20 protein-coding genes are annotated in these 19,195 nt (G+C 64.6%); 6 read left to right on the forward strand and 14 right to left on the reverse strand.

Annotated elements, in window-relative coordinates; genetic code table 11:
* Positions 1-32: 32 nt before the first annotated feature.
* Positions 33-530 (reverse strand): hypothetical protein, encoded by a 498-nt coding sequence (locus tag KVF90_RS14300; RefSeq protein ID WP_264392242.1) that lies wholly within the window; start codon positions 528-530, stop codon positions 33-35.
* Positions 530-1,210, reverse strand: a complete 681-nt coding sequence (locus KVF90_RS14305; protein ID WP_264392243.1) for a S24 family peptidase — start codon at positions 1,208-1,210, stop codon at positions 530-532. The genes KVF90_RS14300 and KVF90_RS14305 overlap by 1 nt, the downstream gene beginning before the upstream one ends.
* 123 nt (positions 1,211-1,333) lie before the next feature.
* Here KVF90_RS14305 and KVF90_RS14310 point away from each other — a divergent pair, with 123 nt between their 5' ends.
* Positions 1,334-1,537: a hypothetical protein gene (locus tag KVF90_RS14310; RefSeq protein WP_264392244.1), complete on the forward strand. Its 204-nt coding sequence runs from the start codon at positions 1,334-1,336 to the stop codon at positions 1,535-1,537.
* A complete protein-coding gene (locus KVF90_RS14315) occupies positions 1,534-1,941 on the forward strand; it encodes a hypothetical protein (protein ID WP_264392245.1) in 408 nt (135 codons plus the stop codon). The genes KVF90_RS14310 and KVF90_RS14315 overlap by 4 nt, the downstream gene beginning before the upstream one ends.
* Before the next feature lie 140 nt (positions 1,942-2,081).
* Here KVF90_RS14315 and KVF90_RS14320 read toward each other — a convergent pair whose 3' ends face one another.
* The 11 genes from KVF90_RS14320 to fsa all read right to left on the reverse strand — a co-directional run bounded on the left by KVF90_RS14320 (position 2,082) and on the right by fsa (position 13,291).
* On the reverse strand, positions 2,082-3,518 hold the full coding sequence (locus KVF90_RS14320) for an aldehyde dehydrogenase family protein (RefSeq protein WP_264392246.1): 1,437 nt from the start codon (positions 3,516-3,518) through the stop codon (positions 2,082-2,084).
* Positions 3,519-3,573: 55 nt separating this feature from the next.
* A complete protein-coding gene (locus KVF90_RS14325; RefSeq protein WP_264392247.1) occupies positions 3,574-3,867 on the reverse strand; it encodes a GIY-YIG nuclease family protein in 294 nt (97 codons plus the stop codon).
* A 54-nt stretch (positions 3,868-3,921) separates the two neighbouring features.
* Positions 3,922-5,577, reverse strand: coding sequence for an acetolactate synthase large subunit (locus tag KVF90_RS14330; protein ID WP_264392248.1), 1,656 nt, complete (start codon positions 5,575-5,577; stop codon positions 3,922-3,924).
* A 109-nt stretch (positions 5,578-5,686) separates the two neighbouring features.
* Complete coding sequence (locus tag KVF90_RS14335) at positions 5,687-6,625, reverse strand: D-2-hydroxyacid dehydrogenase (RefSeq protein WP_264392249.1); 939 nt, start codon at positions 6,623-6,625, stop codon at positions 5,687-5,689.
* A 10-nt stretch (positions 6,626-6,635) separates the two neighbouring features.
* The gene (locus tag KVF90_RS14340; protein ID WP_264392250.1) at positions 6,636-6,992 is read right to left on the reverse strand and encodes a hypothetical protein; all 357 of its coding nucleotides are present in this window, start codon (positions 6,990-6,992) and stop codon (positions 6,636-6,638) included.
* A gap of 126 nt (positions 6,993-7,118) precedes the next feature.
* Entirely contained in the window at positions 7,119-8,564 is a 1,446-nt protein-coding gene (cysS, locus tag KVF90_RS14345) for a cysteine--tRNA ligase (protein WP_264392251.1), read from the reverse strand.
* 110 nt (positions 8,565-8,674) lie between these two features.
* Positions 8,675-9,334 (reverse strand): nitroreductase, encoded by a 660-nt coding sequence (locus tag KVF90_RS14350; RefSeq protein WP_264392252.1) that lies wholly within the window; start codon positions 9,332-9,334, stop codon positions 8,675-8,677.
* A 158-nt stretch (positions 9,335-9,492) separates the two neighbouring features.
* Complete coding sequence (locus tag KVF90_RS14355) at positions 9,493-9,987, reverse strand: DUF2846 domain-containing protein (RefSeq protein ID WP_264392253.1); 495 nt, start codon at positions 9,985-9,987, stop codon at positions 9,493-9,495.
* Positions 9,984-10,619: a hypothetical protein gene (locus KVF90_RS14360; RefSeq protein ID WP_264392254.1), complete on the reverse strand. Its 636-nt coding sequence runs from the start codon at positions 10,617-10,619 to the stop codon at positions 9,984-9,986. The genes KVF90_RS14355 and KVF90_RS14360 overlap by 4 nt, the downstream gene beginning before the upstream one ends.
* Before the next feature lie 112 nt (positions 10,620-10,731).
* Positions 10,732-12,570 (reverse strand): cobaltochelatase subunit CobT, encoded by a 1,839-nt coding sequence (gene cobT, locus KVF90_RS14365; RefSeq protein ID WP_264392255.1) that lies wholly within the window; start codon positions 12,568-12,570, stop codon positions 10,732-10,734.
* Positions 12,571-12,637: 67 nt separating this feature from the next.
* Complete coding sequence (fsa, locus tag KVF90_RS14370; protein WP_264392256.1) at positions 12,638-13,291, reverse strand: fructose-6-phosphate aldolase; 654 nt, start codon at positions 13,289-13,291, stop codon at positions 12,638-12,640.
* A gap of 59 nt (positions 13,292-13,350) precedes the next feature.
* On the opposite strand from fsa, the gene KVF90_RS14375 reads away from it, so the two are divergent.
* The gene (locus tag KVF90_RS14375; RefSeq protein WP_264392257.1) at positions 13,351-14,010 is read left to right on the forward strand and encodes a DUF2490 domain-containing protein; all 660 of its coding nucleotides are present in this window, start codon (positions 13,351-13,353) and stop codon (positions 14,008-14,010) included.
* A gap of 13 nt (positions 14,011-14,023) precedes the next feature.
* Here KVF90_RS14375 and KVF90_RS14380 read toward each other — a convergent pair whose 3' ends face one another.
* Positions 14,024-14,722, reverse strand: coding sequence for a DUF4197 domain-containing protein (locus KVF90_RS14380; RefSeq protein ID WP_264392258.1), 699 nt, complete (start codon positions 14,720-14,722; stop codon positions 14,024-14,026).
* Positions 14,723-14,777: 55 nt separating this feature from the next.
* Between KVF90_RS14380 and KVF90_RS14385 the strand changes: the two genes are divergently transcribed.
* Genes KVF90_RS14385 through KVF90_RS14395 form a run of 3 tightly spaced genes read left to right on the forward strand, consistent with a single transcriptional unit; the run spans position 14,778 to position 19,188 of the window.
* On the forward strand, positions 14,778-16,946 hold the full coding sequence (locus tag KVF90_RS14385) for a primosomal protein N' (protein WP_264392259.1): 2,169 nt from the start codon (positions 14,778-14,780) through the stop codon (positions 16,944-16,946).
* Positions 16,947-16,981: 35 nt separating this feature from the next.
* Positions 16,982-18,538 (forward strand): cryptochrome/photolyase family protein, encoded by a 1,557-nt coding sequence (locus KVF90_RS14390; RefSeq protein ID WP_264392260.1) that lies wholly within the window; start codon positions 16,982-16,984, stop codon positions 18,536-18,538.
* Between the two features lie 14 nt (positions 18,539-18,552).
* A complete protein-coding gene (locus tag KVF90_RS14395) occupies positions 18,553-19,188 on the forward strand; it encodes a glutathione S-transferase family protein (RefSeq protein ID WP_264392261.1) in 636 nt (211 codons plus the stop codon).
* The last annotated feature ends 7 nt before the right edge of the window (positions 19,189-19,195 follow it).

The following is a 19,195-nucleotide window of genomic DNA, read 5'->3' on the forward strand; positions in this document are numbered from 1 at the left end:
CGGAGATGACAGTCGCACCGGCATCTTTCAAGTCAGTCGGACGCCCCATTCGCAAGCCAACTGTTGTAGCCACTGGTGCAGCCCGCCAAGTAGGCCGCAGCCAGATCCCGCCTAGACGGCTCGAACAACAGGTGGGTAGTCAGGAATTCCAGCTCCTCGAACAAGACGGTGAACTGCCGATCCATCGCATCGACGACAACGCCATTCTTTCTGGTCAACGGCGTCGCAATTGGCGGCTCAAGCCCGAAGCCATATTTGAGAGTCTCGAAGAGCAGATCTGTATGGGTTTCGCAGACCCCCTTTCGCGGTGTGCCAAATAGCCCGCACGGAAAATCGATGGTCCATTCGAGATTGCCGCACCGATCAACATGGCACCGCACTGTCACGTCCTCGCAGTGCACGTGGACTGACGGGATCGGGCCGTTTTGCAGCGTGAAAGTGCCTTCGCGCCCTCCCAGCCGCTGACTGAGTTCCCCCGCACGTTCCCGAAGGATCGTAGCAAGCTCGCTCGCTGTGGTGTCCCACGCCATCACACCCGCCCCCCCTTCCACACAACCCGCCCGATAATCGTCACCTCATCCACCGCGACCTCCACAGGCGGGTAGGCGAAATTCTGCGAGAGCAGCGCCACCCGCCCCGGCCCCGCGCTGGCGACGCGCTTCACCATCAGCGTCTCGCCCAGCCGCACCACGTGGATGCCGTCGCGGAACGGGCGCGGGCTGCAATCGATGAGGATTTCGTCGCCATTGTTGAGCAGCGGCTCCATCGAATCCCCCTCGACCGTGATCGCTGATAGCTGCGCGCGCTCCAGCCCCTGTTCCGCCAGCCAGCGGCGCGAGAAGCGGAAGGTGTCGAAGGCGGCTTCGCTGCCCGGCACCCTGCCCGGCCCGGCTGACGCGCCGACATCAAGCCGCGGCACATCCACCCAGTCACCTGCATCGCGCGTCCTGCCGGCCTTTGTATAGGAATTTTCCTGCGCCTCGCGCAATTCCTCCTCTCCGACGCCGAGAAAGCGCGCAAGCGTGGCACGGTCCTGCTCCTCAAGCTTGCGGGGTGAGCCTTTGCGAATGAATTGCTGGAGATAGGACGGATTACGCCCGAGCAATTCGGAGAGCGCGGCCAGGCTGACGCCCCGTACCTGCGACAATTCCAGCAAACGCGCCCGCGGGCCGGAGGGTGTTTCGGCGGGAATCTGTTGGGTTTCCTTCATGGGAACTTCCTACACGAAGGATTTTTCCTAGACAAGTAGGAAATGTTTTGAGACAAAACAGGAACATCGAGTGATTCGTCGATGCGCAATAACCCAGATCAGCAATCAACAGGGACGCAAACCATGCTGCTTCGGACCATCGAAACCTTCCTCAGGGCCCACGCCATGCCCGCCACCAAATTCGGGCGGCTCGCTGCCCATGATCCGCGCTTCGTGCTCGATCTGCGGATGGGTCGCATCCCCCGCCCCGATACCGAATTGCGCACCCGCGCCTGGATGCAAGGCTATGCCGCCTGCACCGCCGAACTTGTGAAGGAAGCCGCATGATGCTGACCGAAAGCCTGCGCGATCCCTTCGCGCATATCTTCGCCGATTTCGATTCCATCGAGGTCAAATCCGTCGCCGCCCTGCGCCCGCGCCGTTCGCTCGCGGACAGGATCCGGGCCGCATTGATGCAGCTGACCGGCGGCGCGGGCACGGTGCTGTCCCACGAGGAGAAAGCCTGGGCGTCGATCACCTTCGCAGGCACGCGGCATGAAATGGTGCTGGAATTCTGCGGGCCGGACGCGGTCGCGGCGGGCGAAGAGCTGATCGAGCGCTTGCCCGATCACGAATTCGCCCTGCCCGGCCAGCTGGTCGCCGATGCCACCATCACCAAGGTCGACCACCGCTTCGGCGCGATGGAGCGGCTGGAGGTGACGGCGGTGTTGTTGTTGCTGGAGGAGGGGTGATCTTCTAGCCCCCTCCTTTTCAGAGGAGGGGGTTGGGGGTGGTGGCGAGCGCAGCGAGCGCACAGCATACACCACCCCGCTGCGACTAGGCTCGCTGCGCTCACCAAGTCTCGCGCCCCTCCTCTGAAGAGGAGGGGGAGCTAAACCCGCCGCACCACCAGATTCCTTATCTCGCTCATGTCCTCCATCGCGAAACGGATTCCTTCGCGGCCCAGGCCTGAATCCTTCACGCCGCCGTAGGGCATGTTGTCGACGCGGTAGCTCGGCACGTCGTTGATGACGACACCGCCGACTTCGAGCCGGTCCCACGCGTCGAACATCTGGAACAGGTCGCGGGTGAAGATGCCCGCCTGCAGGCCGAACTTGGAGTTGTTCACCTCCTCCAGCGCCGCGTCGAAATGCGTGAAGCGTTGCAGGATGGCGAGCGGGCCGAAGGCTTCCTCGTTCTTGGCCTTGGCGTCATCGGGCACGCCTTCGAGCAGCGTCGCTTCCAGCATATTGCCGCGCGACAGGCCGCCGCCGCACAGCAGGGTCGCGCCCGCTGCAACCGCCTCGTCGATCCAGCCCTTCAACCGCTTGGCCTCGCCGTCCGAGATCATCGGCCCGATGAAGGTGTTGCGGTCCTTGGGATCGCCCGCGACAAGCTTGCCTGCGCGCTCGACCAGCATCGCCTTGAAGCGGTCGTAAACCTCGTCGTGGATCAGGATGCGCTGCACCCCGATGCAGGACTGGCCCGACTGGTAGAAGGCGCCGAAGATCACCCGCTCCAAGGCGTCGGCCAGATCGGCGTCGCGATCGATAATCACCGCGGCATTGCCGCCGAGTTCGAGCACGACCTTCTTCTTGCCCGCCTTGGCCTTCAGGTCCCAGCCGACGCCGGGCGATCCGGTGAAGCTCAGCAGCTTCAGCCGCTCATCCTCGGTGAACAGATCGGCCCCGTCGCGGCTGGCAGGGAGGATGCTGAACGCGCCCTCGGGCAGGATGTCGCATTCGGCCAGCACCTCGCCCATGATGATCGCGCCCAGCGGCGTCTTGCTGGCAGGCTTCATCACAAAGGGGCAGCCGACCGCGATGGCGGGCGCAATCTTGTGCGCGGCGAGGTTGAGGGGGAAGTTGAACGGCGAGATGAAGCTGCACGGCCCGATCGGCACGCGCCTCCACATGCCCATGTAGCCCTTGGCCCGCGCCGAAATGTCGAGCGGCTGGACTTCGCCGTAGTTCCTCACCGATTCCTCGGCGGCGATGCGGAAGGTGTCGATCAGGCGGGTGACCTCGCCCTCGGCATCCTTGATCGGCTTGCCCGCTTCCACGCACAGCGCATAGGCGAGTTCGTCAAACCGTTCCTTGAACCGCGCGACGCAGTGCATCAGCACGCCCTGCTTCTCGAAGCTCGCGAGCCGCGCCATCGGCTCGGCCGCACGCACGGCCCCGGCGATGGCTTCCTCGATCACATCGGGCGTGGCCAGCGCGGTGCGGAAGGCGACCTCGCCGGTGTATTTGTCCGTGACCTCCAAATCGGTGTTGGGCTGCACCGCCTTGTTGTTGAGGTAGAGAGGGTAGGTGGATTTGAGTTTCACGCGATGTCTCCAACTGTGTCATCCCCGCGAAAGCGGGGACCCAGAGCGGCAAGTCTCAGGCGTTGATCCGGTCGTAGAGATCGAGCCATTGCGGGTTGTCCCGCTCGATCAATTCGAGCTTCCACGCCCGCCGCCATTTCTTGATCCGCTTCTCCCGCAGGATCGCTTCATTCACGTCACCGAACGCTTCCACATGCACAAGACGGTGCACGCCGTAGCGCTTGGTAAATCCTTCTGTGGCTCCCGTTCTGTGTTGCCAGATCCGTGCAGCGAGGTCCCCTGTCACGCCAATATACAGCGTTCCGTTGCGACCGCTCGCGAGGATGTAGACGTGATAGGTCTTATCCATGGCCGCCCCTGGGTCCCCGCTTTCGCGGGGATGACAAGCGTCTGCGAAATGGGTCTACAACTCCTTGCTCAGCCGCTTGATATCGTGGTTCAGGATCTGGTCGTTCTCGGTATAGTCGACCGGGCAATCGATCAGATGCACCCCCGGCGTGGCGAGGCAATGAGCCAGCAGGTCGGTGAGATGTTCACTCGACGTTACCCGATGCCCGATCGCGCCGTAGCTTTCGGCATATTTCACGAAGTCGGGGTTGCCATAGGTCAGGCCGAAATCGGCAAAGCCCATGTTGGCCTGCTTCCAGCGGATCATCCCGTAGGCATCGTCGCGCAGGATCAGCACGGTGAGATTGAGGCCGAGGCGCACCGCGGTCTCCATCTCCTGCGAATTCATCATGAAGCCGCCATCGCCGCAGATCGCCATCACCTTGCGATCCGGATAGAGCATCGAACTCATCATCGCGCTCGGCAGGCCTGCGCCCATCGTCGCCAGCGCGTTATCCAGCAGCACGGTGTTGGGCAGGTAGGCGCTGTAACCGCGCGCGAACCAGATCTTGTACACCCCGTTGTCGAGGCAGATGATCCCGTCCTCCGGCATCGCCCCCCTCACCTGTGCCACCAGATGCGGCGGGAAAATCGGGAAGCGCGTGTCTGCGGCGAGCGGCGCGGTGTGCGCGACTTCGGCGGCGCGGTATTCGAGCATCCGGCGCACATCCCAGCGGCCTTGCGGGACGATGTCCTCCTTGATCTGGTAGATCGCGTTGGAAATGTCGCCGATCACTTCGATGTGCGGGAAGTAAACCGGATCGACCTCGGCCGTGCGGGTCGAGACGTGGATCACCGTCGGCCCGTCCGCGTGCATGAAGAAGGGCGGCTTTTCGATCACATCGTGGCCGATATTGACGATGCAATCCGCGTCCTGAATCGCGCGGTGGACGAAGTCTCCCGCCGAAAGCGCCGCGCAGCCGAGGAACAGCGGGTGGCGTTCATCGACCACGCCCTTGCCCATCTGGGTGGTGACGAAGGGAATGCCGGTCTTGTCGATCAGCTGGCGCAGCATCCGACCGGTCATCTTGCGGTTCGCGCCCGCGCCGATGACGAGGATCGGAGCCTTCGCGCCTTCGATCGCCAGCACCGCCTGACGCACTGCCTTTTCCTCGGCGCTGGGCCTGCGGGCAAGGCTGGCGGGGATCGGGCGGCTGGAGGTCTGCTCCTCGGCAATATCCTCGGGGAATTCGAGATGCACCGCGCCCGGCTTTTCCTCCTCGGCCAGCCGGATCGCCTCGCGCACGCGGCTGGGGATGTTGTCGGCGCTGGCCAGCTGGTGCGCGTATTTGGTGATCGGGCTCATCATCGCCACGACATCGAGGATCTGGAAGCGGCCCTGTTTCGATTTCTTGATCGGCTTCTGCCCGGTGATCGCCAGCGTCGGCATCCCGCCAAGCTGCGAATAGGCCACCGCGGTCACCATATTGGTCGCCCCCGGGCCGAGCGTGGCCAGAAACACGCCGGTCTTGCCGGTGTGCCGGCCATAGGTCGCGGCCATGAAGCCTGCGCCCTGTTCATGCCGGGTCAGGATCAACTTGATCTTGCCGGACTTCGACAGGCTTTCGAGGAAATCGAGGTTCTCCTCCCCCGGCACGCCGAAGATGTACTCGACGCCCTCGGCCTCGAGGCACTCGATGAACAGATCGGAAGCCTTCTGTGTCTCGCTCATGTCTGCAATCCCCCCATTGCTGCGCGCAGCCCTCCGGCTGGCGCTTGGTGATGGACCGCAATAGCCGCCTTGTATTGCAGAAAAGCGCCAAGCCGCGCTGCGGGCGGGATCAATACCCCAGACGCGGGTCAAACACCGGCGCGACAGGCTCTCCGCGCAAATATCTGCCGAGGTTTTCGAGAAAGCGGTTTGCAGAGCGCACGAACATCTTGTCCTGCGCGCGGCCCGACAGGTGCATCGAGATATGCGCATTGGGCAGCGACCATAGCGGATGGTCGGCGGGCAGCGGCTCGGGTGTGGTCACATCAAGGAACGCGCCGCCGATGGCCTTGTTCGTTAGCGCTTCGATCAGCGCGGGCTGATCGATCACGGAGCCGCGCGCGATGTTGACGATCACCGCGTCGGATTTCATCGCCGCCAGCTCGCCTGCGCCGATCATGCCCTCGGTTTCGGGGGTGGCAGGGACAGCGAGGATGATCCAGTCGAACTCGCCCAGCCGCGCGCGCCATTCGTCGGGGCCCAGGGTGTTTTCGCCCGGCGAGCGGCGCACCACGCTCACATCGACATCGAAGGCGGCAAGACGCGGCTCGATCAGCTTGCCGATCGCGCCGTAGCCGAGCAGCAGCGCCTTCGATCCCGCCAGCTCGCGCTTGCCGGGGCTGTCGAGCAGCCATTCATGCCGGTCCTGCGCGCGCACCACCTCGCGGTAGCCCTTGGCGATGTTGAGCATCCCCATCACCACATATTCGGCGATGGTGATGGCGTTGATCCCCGCCCCGTTGGTGACGGTGATCCCGCGCTCGATCAGCACATCCATCGGAAGAAAATCGAGCCCCGCGTAGATCGAATTGAGCCACTTGAGCTTTTTGGCCGCGCGCAGGGTTTCAGCCATTGCGGCCTGATCGTTCATGTCGAACCAGCCGATTTCGGCGTCCGCTACGGCGCTCTTGGCTTCCTCGGCGGACATGAACCAGCGCACATCAAGGCCCGCAGGCAGGCGCGGTTCGAGCATGGGGCGGATCAGGCCGGAGATCGCGAGAATGGTCATGTCCGGATCGTTACTGCCGGAAAGCGAGCCACGCCACCCCTGCCAGAACAGGCAGCCCGGCAAGGTCGACCTGCGCGATCTTGCCCAAGGGAGCAGGCGATCCGGCCTTCCAGTACAGAACGAGGAAGCTCACCATGCTGATGCCCACGACCAGCACCGCAAGCCGTCGCCCCTCCGGCACGAAGGCCGCGAAGATGCAGGCAACGAAGACGGCGACAAACAGCCCCGCGCGGTGATGCATCAGCAGGAACAGCGGGTTGTCCGGCTGGAGCCGGTAGAGCGTGGTGAGCTTCTCGGGCTGGAAGAACGCCAAGGCCGGCATGGCGTGGATCGCGGCGAGAATCAGCCAGAGGATAAGTTGCATCATGCAACTGGTTTAGCGTTGTTGCCCTGCCCTGTCCAGATCGTCTGCCCGGACTCCGAGCCAGGGCCCCGCTACCTTGAGGACGCGCAAAGAAAAGCGGGACCCCGGGTCAAGCCCGGGGAGACGGGATTATTCGCCAAGCCTCCACTCCCAGCCGAGCGGATCGCCATCCATCACCTCAACTCCTTGGGCTGCGAGTTCGTCACGGATCGCGTCCGAGGCGGCGAAGTCCTTGGCGGCGCGCGCTTCCTTGCGGCGGGCGAGCGCGGCTTCGATTTCGGCCTCGGTGATGGTGGCGGTCTTGGGCCGGATGCGCAGGTCGGCGCGGGTGAGCGTTTCAAGATTGAGGCCCAGCAATTCATCACACAGGAAAATGGCGGCAAGTCGGTCCGACGCGTAGCCCTTCCCTTCAGAAAGAAGCTGAGCATTCTCTAAAACACGTGGCGTATTGAGATCATTGGATATTGCTTCGTCGATCTGACGGATAGTCATATCGCCGGTGCCCGGTGGCTCTGCCTCCGCTCTGGCACGCAACCGTTCAATCTGCATCACCATCCGCTTCAACCGCGTCAGCGCCGCGCCGAGGCCTTCCCAGCTGAACTCCAGCTCAGACCGATAATGCGCCTGCAAGCACATCAGCCGGTACGCCAGCGGGTGATACCCCTTGTCGATCAGCAATTGCAGCCGCAGGAACTCGCCGCTCGATTTCGACATCTTCCCCGATCGTTCGACGAGGAAGTTGTTGTGCATCCAGATCCGCGCGCCCGAATTCCTCGGATCATCGAGGCCATTCGTGCAGCAATGCGCCTGGTTCTGCGCAATCTCGTTGGGGTGGTGGATTTCGCGATGGTCGATCCCGCCGGTGTGGATGTCGAAGGGGAAACCCAGCACCTCGCCGCTCATCACCGAGCATTCGAGATGCCAGCCCGGAGCGCCCTTGCCCCACGGCGAATCCCATTCCATCTGGCGCGTCTCGCCAGCCGGCGTCTTGCGCCAGATCGCGAAGTCGGCGGCGTTGCGCTTGCCCTCGACCGCCTCGATGCGGCCCTCACCATCATCGGTCACAGCGCGCGCCAAACGCCCGTAATCCGCCACAGTGGAAACGTCGAAATAGAGCCCGCTCTCCAGCTCATAGCAGTGCTTGTCCGCAATGCCCTTGGCGAATTCTATCATCTGCGGGACGTAGTCGGTCGCGACCGTCCACTGCGCGGGCTGGCGGATGTTGAGCGCCTTCACATCGGCCCAATAGGCCTGCTTGTAATGCTCGGCGATGTCCCAGATGGACTGCGCGCGCTCGGCCGCCATCTTCTCCATCTTGTCCTCGCCTGCGTCGGCATCATCGGTCAGGTGGCCCACATCGGTGATGTTGATCACGTGGGTGAGCTTCAGCCCCTTCCAGCTCAGCGTGCGCCCCAGCACATCGGCGAAGACATAGGCGCGCATGTTGCCGATGTGCGGGTAATTGTAGACCGTTGGCCCGCAAGTATAGACGCGCGCCTCGCCCGGGTGGACGGGCTCGAACACCTCGGCTTGGCGGGTGAGCGAGTTGAACAGTTTCAAAGGCGCGTCAGTCATGGGCGGGGCCTTTGCCCTATTCCGTCATCCCGGCGCAAGCCGGGATCGCTCGCGGCGAAGGTGGCACCTTGGGCCAGCGACCCCGGCTTCCGCCGGGGTGACGCGAAACGTCAGAACCCGATGAACTTCACGTGTTCCTCCAGCGGCACGCGCTGGCGCTCGAAATTGTTGAGCGGCGCGTCGGGATCGCGGTAGCCGATCGCCATGCCGCAGAAGAACATGTAGCGTTCGTGATCAAGGCCGAGGAAGTCGCGGATCGTGTTCGCGAAGATCGCCATGTATTCCTGGAAACAGCTGTCCAGCCCTTCCTCGCGCAGCAGCAGGGCGATGGTTTGCAGCCACATGCCGACGTCCGACCACTGCGGCTCCTTCATCAGGCGCGGGAAATAGACGAACAGCACCGCGGGCGCATCGAAGCTGGTGGTGTTGCGCGCCATCGCGGCCATGCGCCCCGCACCGTCGTCGCGGGCGATGCCCATCGCGCCGAACATGCCTGCCGAGACCGCATCGAGCCGCTTCTTGTAGGCTTCCTCGGTGCCCGGCGCGGCCCAGTCATACTCGGCGGCCTTGGGTCCCTCGGCGATCATCTTGGCCTGCAAGTCCTTCAGCGGCTGGCCGGTGACAATGCTCGCTTCCCACGGCTGGTAGTTGCAGCCCGAAGCCGCCCAGCGCGCCTTGTCCATCACGCGGGTGAGGGTTTCCAAATCAACCGGCTTGTCGAGAAAGTTGCGGATCGAGCGGCGGGTGGTGACGGCTTCGGTGACGTTCATTTGCGTAACTTTCTGATCAATCCATGTCTGGGCGCACCTTCGCGGTGATCCCCGCCACGGCAGGCCGAATTGGCGTGGTCTTCAGCCTGAAAGAGAGGGGCCGCAAGCGACAAAATCGCCAGCGGCCCACAATTTATCTTTATGCGGAGCGCGCCGCGTCAGGGATAGTTCGTCGCCTTGACCGCTTCGGACATGTCCTCGGCATCGACCAGCTTGGGGTTCTTGTGCTTGGCGCGGAACTCGGTCTCGGTGCTGGGCGCGATGTCGGCGCGGCCAGACATGAAGCCGGTCTTAATCTTGCAGCGGACGAACTGGGTCTCACCTTCCTCGATTTCGAGGGTAATGGCATCTTTGGTTTCCAGCGACTTGACGGTGAAGCTGCGCGGGCCCGGGTCCGAGACGAGGATGAAATACTTGCCCGACCCCAGCGAGCTGAGCTTGTCCTCGGCCCCAACATCGAAGACCGCGCAGCCCAGGGCTGCGCCGCTGATGCCGCCGGTGCGGTAGAACAGAATTTGCCCCTTGCCGGGCGGCGGCGGCGGGATCTTGAGTTCGCCTTCGGCCTTTTCCTCGGCGAAAGCGGCGGGCGCCATGGCGGTCAGCGCAATCGGCGCGGTAGCGGCGATCATGGCAGCAGCAAGCAGTTTCTTCACGGTAGTTCCTCCCTGTTTTCAACCTGTGGTTCAGCACTCTCAGCCGGCACGGCCTCGGCCGGCGCGGGGCGCTCGAATAGTTCGTCGTTGCGGGTCTTGGCGTTGGCAATAGTGCCCGGCATGACATTGGTGTTCCCGCCGCCGATAAAGAAACCGATCGGTCCGGCGATGGCGGTGGTCATGCTGGAGACACCGGTGTTATCCTGCCCCTTGCCGAGCGAGGTTTCGCCCGCCTCCATGAAGCGGAAACTGCGCAGCTCGATCCGGCGGCCGTTGAGATCGAGATAACGCGCGGCCAGCACCAGTTCGCCCGCAGCCCCGGCAAGTCCGGCCTTCTTGGCGTGGACGACCTCGCCCTGCCCTGTGATCCCGGCGGGCAGCACCTCGACCCCTTCGACAGACACTGCCTGCGCCAGGCGGATCGGGAAAGTCTCCCCCGTCTGGCTGATCTTGGAGCCCAGCTCCTTGTCGATCGCGATGATAAGCGGCGTTGTCCTGGGCAGAAGCAGGCCTTCAGGCTGCACAGCGACCTCGGCCGCGGGCGTTTCGGCAACCGCTTCGACGGCCGCAGCTTCCGGTTCCGTGGTGGACACGGCAGGCTGCATAAACAGCACGAAAATCGATGAAATCAAGCGACCCGCCCCTAAAACTTGCTTGAGCGCGACACATTCCGCAAGCTGCGGTTTCGGTCAACCGATTTTCAGGTGCCCCTGATCGAATTTTGGCAGACGTTGCCGCCGAAGTTCAGCGCTTCCCGCCACCCTTCTCATCTTCAAACAACTCCGCGAGCTGCTCCATGATCGTCCCGCCGAGTTGCTCGACGTCCATGATCGTCACCGCGCGGCGATAATAGCGCGTCACATCGTGGCCGATGCCGATGGCGACCAGCTGGACGGGGGAGACCTTCTCGATCCACTCGATCACGCTGCGCAGGTGCGCCTCGAGATAGCCCGCCGAGTTCACCGACAGCGTCGAATCGTCCACCGGCGCGCCGTCGGAAATCACCATCAGGATGCGGCGTTCTTCGGGGCGGTAGAGCAGGCGGCTGTGCGCCCAGATCAGCGCCTCGCCGTCGATGTTTTCCTTGAGCAGGCCTTCGCGCATCATCAGGCCGAGATTGCGGCGCGCACGGCGCCACGGTTCGTCGGCCTGCTTGTAGATGATATGCCTGAGATCGTTGAGGCGGCCCGGGTTCTGCGGCTTGCCATCGGCGAGCCAGGCCTCGCGGCTCTGCCCGCCCTTCCATGCGCGGGTGGTGAAGCCGAGGATCTCGGTCTTCACGCCGCAGCGTTCCAGCGTGCGCGCGAGAATGTCGGCGCTGATCGCAGCAATGCTGATCGGCCGTCCGCGCATCGAGCCTGAATTGTCGATCAGCAGGGTGACGACCGTGTCCTTGAACTCGACATCGCGTTCGACCTTGTAGCTCAAGGCCGTGCCGGGCGAGATGATCACGCGGGCGAGGCGCGCGGCATCGAGCACGCCTTCCTCCATGTCGAAATCCCAGCTGCGGTTCTGCTGCGCCATAAGCCGCCGCTGGAGCCGGTTGGCAAGGCGCGTCACCACGCCCTGCAATCCGGTCAGCTGGCTATCGAGATAGGCGCGCAGCCGGTCGAGTTCTTCGGCATCGCACAGATCGGGCGCCGCGACTTCCTCATCGAACTTCGTGGTGAAGGCCTTGTAGTCGACGCTGGCGGGCACTTCGGCCTGCGGGCGGTTGGGGCGTACGGGGGCGTTGGAGGCGTCGCCTTCCTCGCCCGGTTCGCCTTCGGACATGTCGCTATCGGTCTCGGCGTCGGAGGATTGCTCGCCGTCACCCTCGCCTTCGGCCATTTCGCCGGCCATTTCGGCGGACTGCGGATCGCCCTCGCCCTGATTGTCGTCCTCGCCCTGATCATCGTCGCTGGGCGCGTCGTCATCATCGGCGTCGTCGGTGTCGCTCTGGTCGGGGTTATCGGTCGGGCGGGTCAGATCGAGTTCGCGCAGCATGTCGAGCGCGAGCTTCTGGAACGCCTCCTGATCGGCGAGCTTTTCCGCCAGCGCGCCGAAATCCTTACCGACTTTCTCTTCAAGGAAATCGCGCACCAGCTCGATCCCGCCCTGCGCCTTGGCGGGGATAGCCTCCCCCGTCAGCGCCTCGCGCACCAACAGGGCGAGCGCGGTTTGGAGCGGCACTTCGGAAGAGTTCTGCGCGCGCACGATCTTGTCGCCTGCGGTGCGCATTTCGGTCGCCGCGTCGAGATTGGCTCGGATCCCGCCAAAGCGGTTCGCGCCCAGCGCCTCGTACCGCACCTGCTCGATCGCGTCGTAACAGGCGCGCGCGATCGGTTCAGGCGGGGCAGACTTGGCGTGCAGCGCGGCATTGTGGTGGCGCAGCTTCAGCGCGAACGAATCCGCAAAGCCCCGCGCTTCGGTCACCTGATCGGCGGGAAGATCGCGCCCCGGCAGCGGCACGCGGAAACGGTTGCCCGCCGCACCCGGCACATCCGCGCTCCACGCAACCTCGACCTCCGCATCGCGCGCAATCGCCCGCGACGCGCCGGTGAGCGCCTGTTTGAACAGATCGAGCGGGGACTGGTCGGCCATTATCCGTTTTCTTTAGCAACTAAGATGACAAGCGAAAGCCGCAAAAACGTCAGGCCAGTGCGGAGCGTCAGAGGATGCTCTGCCCGGTCTTGGCCCAATCGGCCATGAAGCCTTCGATGCCCTTGTCGGTGAGTACGTGCTTGAAAAGGTCGTGGATGACCTTGGGCGGCGCGGTCATCACGTCGGCACCGATCTTCGCAGCCTGCAGCACGTGGGTGGTGTGGCGCACGCTGGCGACAAGGATTTCAGTGGCGAAATTGTAGTTGTCGTAGATCAGGCGGATGTCCTCGATCAGGTCCATCCCGTCAAAGCCGTTATCATCATGCCGCCCGACGAAAGGCGAAATGAAGCTCGCCCCCGCCTTGGCCGCCAGCAGCGCCTGATTGGCCGAGAAGCACAACGTGACATTGACCATCGTGCCTTCGCTGGTCAGCGCCTTGCAGGTCTTCAGACCATCCACCGTCAGCGGCACCTTGATGCAGACATTGTCCGCGATTCTGCGCAGGACTTCGGCCTCTTTCATCATGGTCGCGTGGTCGAGCGCGACCACTTCGGCGCTGACCGGACCATCGACGAGCGCGCAGATTTCCTTGGTCACTTCCATGAAATCTCGCCCCGACTTGGCGATCAGCGAGGGGTTGGTGGTCACCCCGTCGAGCAGGCCGGTGGCGGCGAGTTCGCGGATCGGTTCGATCTCGGCGGTGTCGACGAAGAATTTCATGGGTTCACTCCAGTAGAAATACGATAGCCAGCACCATGCGGCGGGCCTAGGTGGCGGGCATGAATCGGATGCCTTTGCGAATTGCGACGCTGCTTGCCGCCACGCTGGCAGCTTGGCAACCGTCGAAAGCGCAAGCCGGGGAAGAAGACACGCAATTCTGGCTCAACGCCATTGCCACCGGCAAGATCGGCGAGGACACCACACTCACCATCGATGCCACGCAAAGGTGGCGCGGCGCGGACGAAGTGGGTGCCGATCAGCAGACCATCCGCGTCGCTCTCGACCAGCAAGTTGCCGATCGAACCCGCATCGGCGGCGGGATCATGCTGTTCGACACGGCCGGGCTGACCGAAATCCGCACCCACCAGCAAGTCACGTTCACACTTGGCCGGGTGGAAGCGCGCACCCGCCTGGAAGAGCGCTTCTTCGACGGTGCTGACCGGATGGAGCTGCGCCTGCGCCAGCGTGTCACCTACAATCAACCGCTGGCAAAAGATTGGCGCGCGGTGGCCGGTGTCGAATGGCTCGGCATCGTCCAGTCGCGCAGCCGCGACGAAGGAACCTCGACCGAACAGTGGCGGTTCCAGACGAGCCTTGTCCACCGCGTCAACGAACGACTGGATGTCGGCGCGATCTACTGGATGGTGGTCTTCCCGCGCGGCGATCAGCCGGCACGCACCAGCCATATTCCGCAGGCGGTGATAACCTACCGCTTCTAGTTCTGGCTGCCCGCTAGACCCGGCTGCCCAGCCCGAACACGCCGATCAGCATCGGATCGCGCGTCGCCTCGGGGTTGGCGCGGATGGCGGCTTCCTCGCGCGCGATTTCGCCCCAGATGGCGTCATCGACCTCGCGGCCCAGCCGGTCGGCCACGCCGGAAACATCGACCCCGGTCAATGCCGACAGCGCCTGCCCGACCAGCGGATCGCGGCTGACACGGATCGCCTCGCCCAGTTCGGGCACGACCGCATCGAGCAGCGCGGTGCCGACTTCCGCGCGCAGGTAGCTGCTCGCCGCATCCGGACCGCCGCGCACAAGCGCAATCGCATTCTCGAAGCCGATGATCTGGATCGCATCGGTCACCACCGGCGCAGCGCGGAAGCTGGCATCGATGGCGAAACCGGCAAAGCGTTCTTCCAGCCGCTCCTTGAACAGCTGCGAAGTGAGGACGCGTGACAGCACATCGCCGCGCGCACCCAGCACACTATCGAGCCCGATGCGCGCCACCTGCTCGTCCCAGAAACCGCCCGGCTCGGTCAGGCGTGCAAAGGCGTTTTCGGAAGCGAGCAGCAGCAGGCGGCGCACGGCCTCGACCATGGAAAAGCCTCCGCCCATGCTGGCGCATCCGGGCAGCAACAACAGCGCGCCTGCCCCCGCTGCTCCGGCCAACAGGCTGCGGCGGGTCGATAGGGTGGTGACAATTGCGGTCATTTGTCGGGTCTCCATGCTTGCCCTTGCCCTATGCCGATCTCCATATAACCCCAACATGAACCGTATTCGCCTGCTTGTCCTCAACGCCGCGCTCGGCCCGCTGGATTACCGGCTGCCCGAAGGGGTGAGCGCGCCTGCGGGAAGCGTGGTCGTCGCTCCGTTGGGGCCGCGCAAGGTCACCGGGATCGTGTGGGACGAAGGCCGCTTGCCGGGCGACGAGATCGCCTTTGAACGCCTGCGCCCGATCCTGGAGGTGCTGCCGGTGCCGCCGCTGCCCGCGCCCTTGCGGCGGCTGATCGAGTGGACAGCGGATTATTACTGCGCGCCCCTCGCCAGCGTTGCGCGGATGGCACTGGCGAGCGGCGGGGCGCTGGGCGGTCCGGCGACAATGACCGAGTACCGGCTGACCGGAGCCGAGATTGCGGGCCGCCTCACCGCGCAGCGCAAGGCCGCGCTGGAGGCGCTCGCGGGCGAACAGGGCACGATGCGCGAGCTGGCGGCCATCGCGGGCGTATCCGAAGGCGTGCTGCGCGGCATGGCGGGCGCGGGGTTGCTGGGGCCGGTGACGGTCAATATCGACCGCCCCTACCCGCCCGCCGATCCCGATTTCCACCAACCCGATCTGTCGGAAGCGCAGGCCGAGGTCGCAGGCACGCTGGTCGATGCCGTAACAGCGCGCGCCTTTGCCCCCTTCCTGCTCGACGGGGTGACCGGATCGGGCAAGACCGAAACCTATTTCGAGCCCGTGGCCGAGGCGCTGCGGCTGGGGCGGCAGGTGCTGGTGCTGCTCCCCGAAATCGCGCTGACCGAGAACTTCCTCGCCCGCTTTGCCGCCCGTTTCGGCGCGGCGCCGGTGCTGTGGCATTCCTCGCTGCGATCAACCGAGCGGCGGCGCGCATGGCGGGCGATTGCGGATGGTTCTGCGCAGGTGGTGGTCGGCGCGCGTTCGGCGCTGTTCCTGCCCTATGCCAACCTCGGGCTGATCGTGGTCGATGAAGCCCACGAGATCAGCTTCAAGCAGGATGACGGCGTGCGGTATAACGCCCGCGACGTTTCGGTGATGCGCGCGCGGTTCGAAAAGGTGCCGGTGATCCTCGCCAGCGCCACGCCCGCGCTGGAAAGCCTGCACATGGCGGATATCGGCGTCTACACGAAGCTCGACCTGCCCGCCCGTTTCGGCGGCGCGAGCCTGCCGAGCGTGCGGCTCATCAACCTTACCGAGGAAAAGCCCGGCAGCCAACGCTGGCTGGCGGGGCCGCTGGTCGATGCCCTGCGCGACCGGTTGGACAAGGGCGAGCAATCGCTGCTGTTCCTCAACCGCCGCGGCTATGCCCCGCTGACGCTGTGCAGGAATTGCGGACACCGCTTCAAATGCCCCTCGTGCAGCGCATGGCTGGTGGAACATCGCCTCTCCGCCCGCCTCGCCTGCCACCATTGCGGGTTCGAAACGCGGGTGCCCGAAGCCTGCCCCGAATGCGGCGAGAGCGACTGCCTCGTCGCCTGCGGCCCGGGGGTGGAGCGTATCGCTGCGGAAGTCGCCGACCTGTTCCCCGGCGCGCGGGTGGTGGTGGCAACGTCCGACACGCTCAACACCCCCGACCGCGCGGCGGAGTTCATCGCCATGGCGGAAGGGCGCGCGATCGACATCATCATCGGCACGCAGCTGGTCACCAAGGGCTTCCACTTCCCGGAACTCACGCTGGTGGGGGTGGTCGATGCCGATCTCGGCCTTGAAGGCGGAGACCTGCGCGCTGGCGAGCGCACCTATGCGCAGATCGCGCAGGTTGCGGGCCGTGCCGGGCGCGGAGCCAAGGCGGGCGAGGTGCTGATCCAGACCCGCCACCCCGATGCCCCCGTCATCGCCGCGCTGGCCGACGGCGACCGCGACGCCTTCTACGCCGCCGAGACGCAAGGCCGCCGCGATGCCGGCGCGCCGCCATTCGGGCGCTGGGCAGCGATCATCCTCTCTTCCGAGGACGAAAAGGAAGCGCGCGAGGCGGCGGTGCGGCTGGGAGATGTGCGCCCGCGCCTCGCGGATGTGCAGATCCTCGGCCCCGCCCCCGCCCCGCTCGCCCTGCTGCGCGGGCGCTATCGCTATCGCTTTCTGGTGAACGCCAAGCGCAGCGCCAATCTGCAAGCGGTGCTGCGCGACTGGATCGCAGGCGTGAACTTCGCCCCCGGCGTGCGGGTGGGCGTGGATATTGACCCCTATTCCTTTGTCTGACGAAACCAAAGACGGGTGCCCCGCGTAACCTCCGCATGACCCGTCCCATCCTCGTGCCGATCCTCGGCGACCAGCTTTCGCGCAATCTTGCCAGCCTCGACGGCCTCACCCCGTCCGAAACCTGCATCCTGATGATGGAGGTGTGGGACGAGGCGACCTATGTGAAGCACCACAAGCAGAAGATCGTGCTGATCTTTGCGGCCATGCGCCACTTCGCCGAGGAGTTGCGTGCAGAGGGCTGGCAGGTCGATTACGTCCGCCTCGACGATCCCGCCAACACCGGCAGTTTCACCGGCGAGGTTGCCCGCGCCTGCGAACGCCACGCCCCGTCCGAAGTGCGCGTCACCGAGTGCGGCGAATGGCGCGTGGCCCGCGCGATGGAGGAGTGGGAGGGCCGCTTCCCCTGCCCGGTCAGCATCCTTCCCGACACCCGCTTCATCGCCAGTCACGCCGATTTCCGCAAATTCGCGGACGGTCGCAAGCACCTGACGATGGAGTATTTCTACCGCGAGATGCGCCGCAAGACGGGGCTGCTTATGGAGGGCGAAAAGCCCGTCAGCGGCGTCTGGAACCTCGACAGCGAGAACCGCGAGCCGCCCAAGGAGGACCTGCGCGCGCGCCCCACCCCCAAGTTCGCCCCCGATGCGATCACGCAGGAGGTGATCGAACTGGTCGGACAGCGCTTCGCCGATCACTTCGGTGATCTGGAACCCTTCGGCTGGCCCGTCACCCGCACACAGGCTCTGGAAGCCGCCGAGGCCTTCTTCGCCCGCCGCCTCAGCCTGTTCGGCCCCTATCAGGACGCGATGGTCCACGGGTCGGACGATCTCTACCACTCGATGCTCTCGACCAGCCTCAATATCGGGCTGCTCGACCCGCTGGAGCTGTGCCAGCGCGCCGAGGCCGAATATCGCGCAGGCCGCGCGCCGCTGAACTCGGTCGAGGGTTTTATCCGCCAGATCATCGGCTGGCGCGAATATGTGCGCGGGTTCTACTGGTACACCATGCCGGGGTTGGCCGAGGCGAACGAACTCGCCGCCACACGCCCGCTCCCCGAATTCTTCTGGACCGGCAAGACCGATATGCGCTGCCTGTCAGACTGCATCCGCACCACCCGCGAGGATGCCCACGCCCACCATATCCAGCGCCTGATGGTGCTCGGCAATTTCTGCCTTACCGCCGGGATCAACCCGCAAGAGGTCGCCGACTGGTATCTCGCCGTCTATGCCGATGCCTTCGAGTGGGTCGAGCTGCCCAATGTCGCCGGCATGGTGCTCTATGCCGATGGCGGCCGCCTTGCGACCAAGCCCTATGCGGCCAGCGGCAACTACATCAACAAGATGTCCGACTACTGCAAAACCTGCCGCTACAAGGTCGCCCAGAAGACCGGGCCGAACGCCTGCCCCTTCAACCCGCTCTACTGGCACTTCATGGACGCGAACCGGGCGCGGCTGGAGAGCAATCACCGGATCGGGCGCATCTTCGCCACCTGGGACCGCATGGGCGAGGCGAAGCAGGCCGAATATCTGGAAAGCGCGGAAAAGTTTCTCGACTCTCTCGAACCCGCGCGCAAAAGCTGGGCGCGAAACTGAAACGGGAGCCCACCATGCTGACCATCCACCACCTGCGCCTGTCGCAATCCGAACGCATCGTCTGGCTCGCCGAGGAACTGGGGATCGATTACGAGTGCAAACTCTACACCCGCCGCACCGATAACCGCCTCGCGCCCGATGAATACAAGGCGCTTCACCCGATGGGCATCGCCCCGGTGATCACTGACGGCGATCTGGTGCTGGGCGAAAGCGGCGCGATCATGGACTACATCATCGCCAAGTATGCGCCCGATACGGCGCTTGTGCCGGGCGTGGATCACCCCGATTTCGCCGACCACCTGTTCTACCTCCACTGGGCCAACGCGACCTTCATGACCAACGGCATGATGGCGCTGGTGGCGCAGTTCATGGGCGCCAAGGAGCTGCCGCCGTTTGTCGCCGACCGTGTGGCGAAAGGCTGGGCGATCGTCGAAAAGCGGCTGGGTGAAGCAGAGTATTTCGGCGGATCGCAGCTCACCACCGCCGACATCATGATGGGCTTCCAGCTGACGACGTCGCGGGCGATGAGCGGGATGGCGATTGACGGGATGCCGAACCTGCAAGCCTACCTGAAGCGCATCGGCGCGCGGCCCGCATATCAGCGCGCAATGGCGAGGTGCGAGCCGGGGATGCCGCCGAAGTTGGATTGAGGTGCGC

Origin of the sequence: Porphyrobacter sp. ULC335, assembly GCF_025917005.1 — a bacterium.
GTDB lineage: Bacteria > Pseudomonadota > Alphaproteobacteria > Sphingomonadales > Sphingomonadaceae > Erythrobacter.

Bases quoted from the DNA above. Each gene is read 5' to 3' on its own strand.
- KVF90_RS14335 (WP_264392249.1), bottom strand. From the start codon at position 6,625: ATGACCATTCTCGCGATCTCCGGCCTGATCCGCCCCATGCTCGAACCG.
- fsa (WP_264392256.1), bottom strand. From the start codon at position 13,291: ATGAAATTCTTCGTCGACACCGCCGAGATCGAACCGATCCGCGAACTC.
- KVF90_RS14385 (WP_264392259.1), top strand. From the start codon at position 14,778: ATGAACCGTATTCGCCTGCTTGTCCTCAACGCCGCGCTCGGCCCGCTG.
- KVF90_RS14310 (WP_264392244.1), top strand. From the start codon at position 1,334: ATGCTGCTTCGGACCATCGAAACCTTCCTCAGGGCCCACGCCATGCCC.
- cobT (WP_264392255.1), bottom strand. From the start codon at position 12,570: ATGGCCGACCAGTCCCCGCTCGATCTGTTCAAACAGGCGCTCACCGGC.
- KVF90_RS14330 (WP_264392248.1), bottom strand. From the start codon at position 5,577: ATGAGCGAGACACAGAAGGCTTCCGATCTGTTCATCGAGTGCCTCGAG.
- KVF90_RS14380 (WP_264392258.1), bottom strand. From the start codon at position 14,722: ATGACCGCAATTGTCACCACCCTATCGACCCGCCGCAGCCTGTTGGCC.
- KVF90_RS14315 (WP_264392245.1), top strand. From the start codon at position 1,534: ATGATGCTGACCGAAAGCCTGCGCGATCCCTTCGCGCATATCTTCGCC.
- KVF90_RS14375 (WP_264392257.1), top strand. From the start codon at position 13,351: ATGAATCGGATGCCTTTGCGAATTGCGACGCTGCTTGCCGCCACGCTG.
- KVF90_RS14350 (WP_264392252.1), bottom strand. From the start codon at position 9,334: ATGAACGTCACCGAAGCCGTCACCACCCGCCGCTCGATCCGCAACTTT.
- KVF90_RS14395 (WP_264392261.1), top strand. From the start codon at position 18,553: ATGCTGACCATCCACCACCTGCGCCTGTCGCAATCCGAACGCATCGTC.
- KVF90_RS14340 (WP_264392250.1), bottom strand. From the start codon at position 6,992: ATGATGCAACTTATCCTCTGGCTGATTCTCGCCGCGATCCACGCCATG.
- KVF90_RS14300 (WP_264392242.1), bottom strand. From the start codon at position 530: ATGGCGTGGGACACCACAGCGAGCGAGCTTGCTACGATCCTTCGGGAA.
- KVF90_RS14325 (WP_264392247.1), bottom strand. From the start codon at position 3,867: ATGGATAAGACCTATCACGTCTACATCCTCGCGAGCGGTCGCAACGGA.
- cysS (WP_264392251.1), bottom strand. From the start codon at position 8,564: ATGACTGACGCGCCTTTGAAACTGTTCAACTCGCTCACCCGCCAAGCC.
- KVF90_RS14305 (WP_264392243.1), bottom strand. From the start codon at position 1,210: ATGAAGGAAACCCAACAGATTCCCGCCGAAACACCCTCCGGCCCGCGG.
- KVF90_RS14390 (WP_264392260.1), top strand. From the start codon at position 16,982: ATGACCCGTCCCATCCTCGTGCCGATCCTCGGCGACCAGCTTTCGCGC.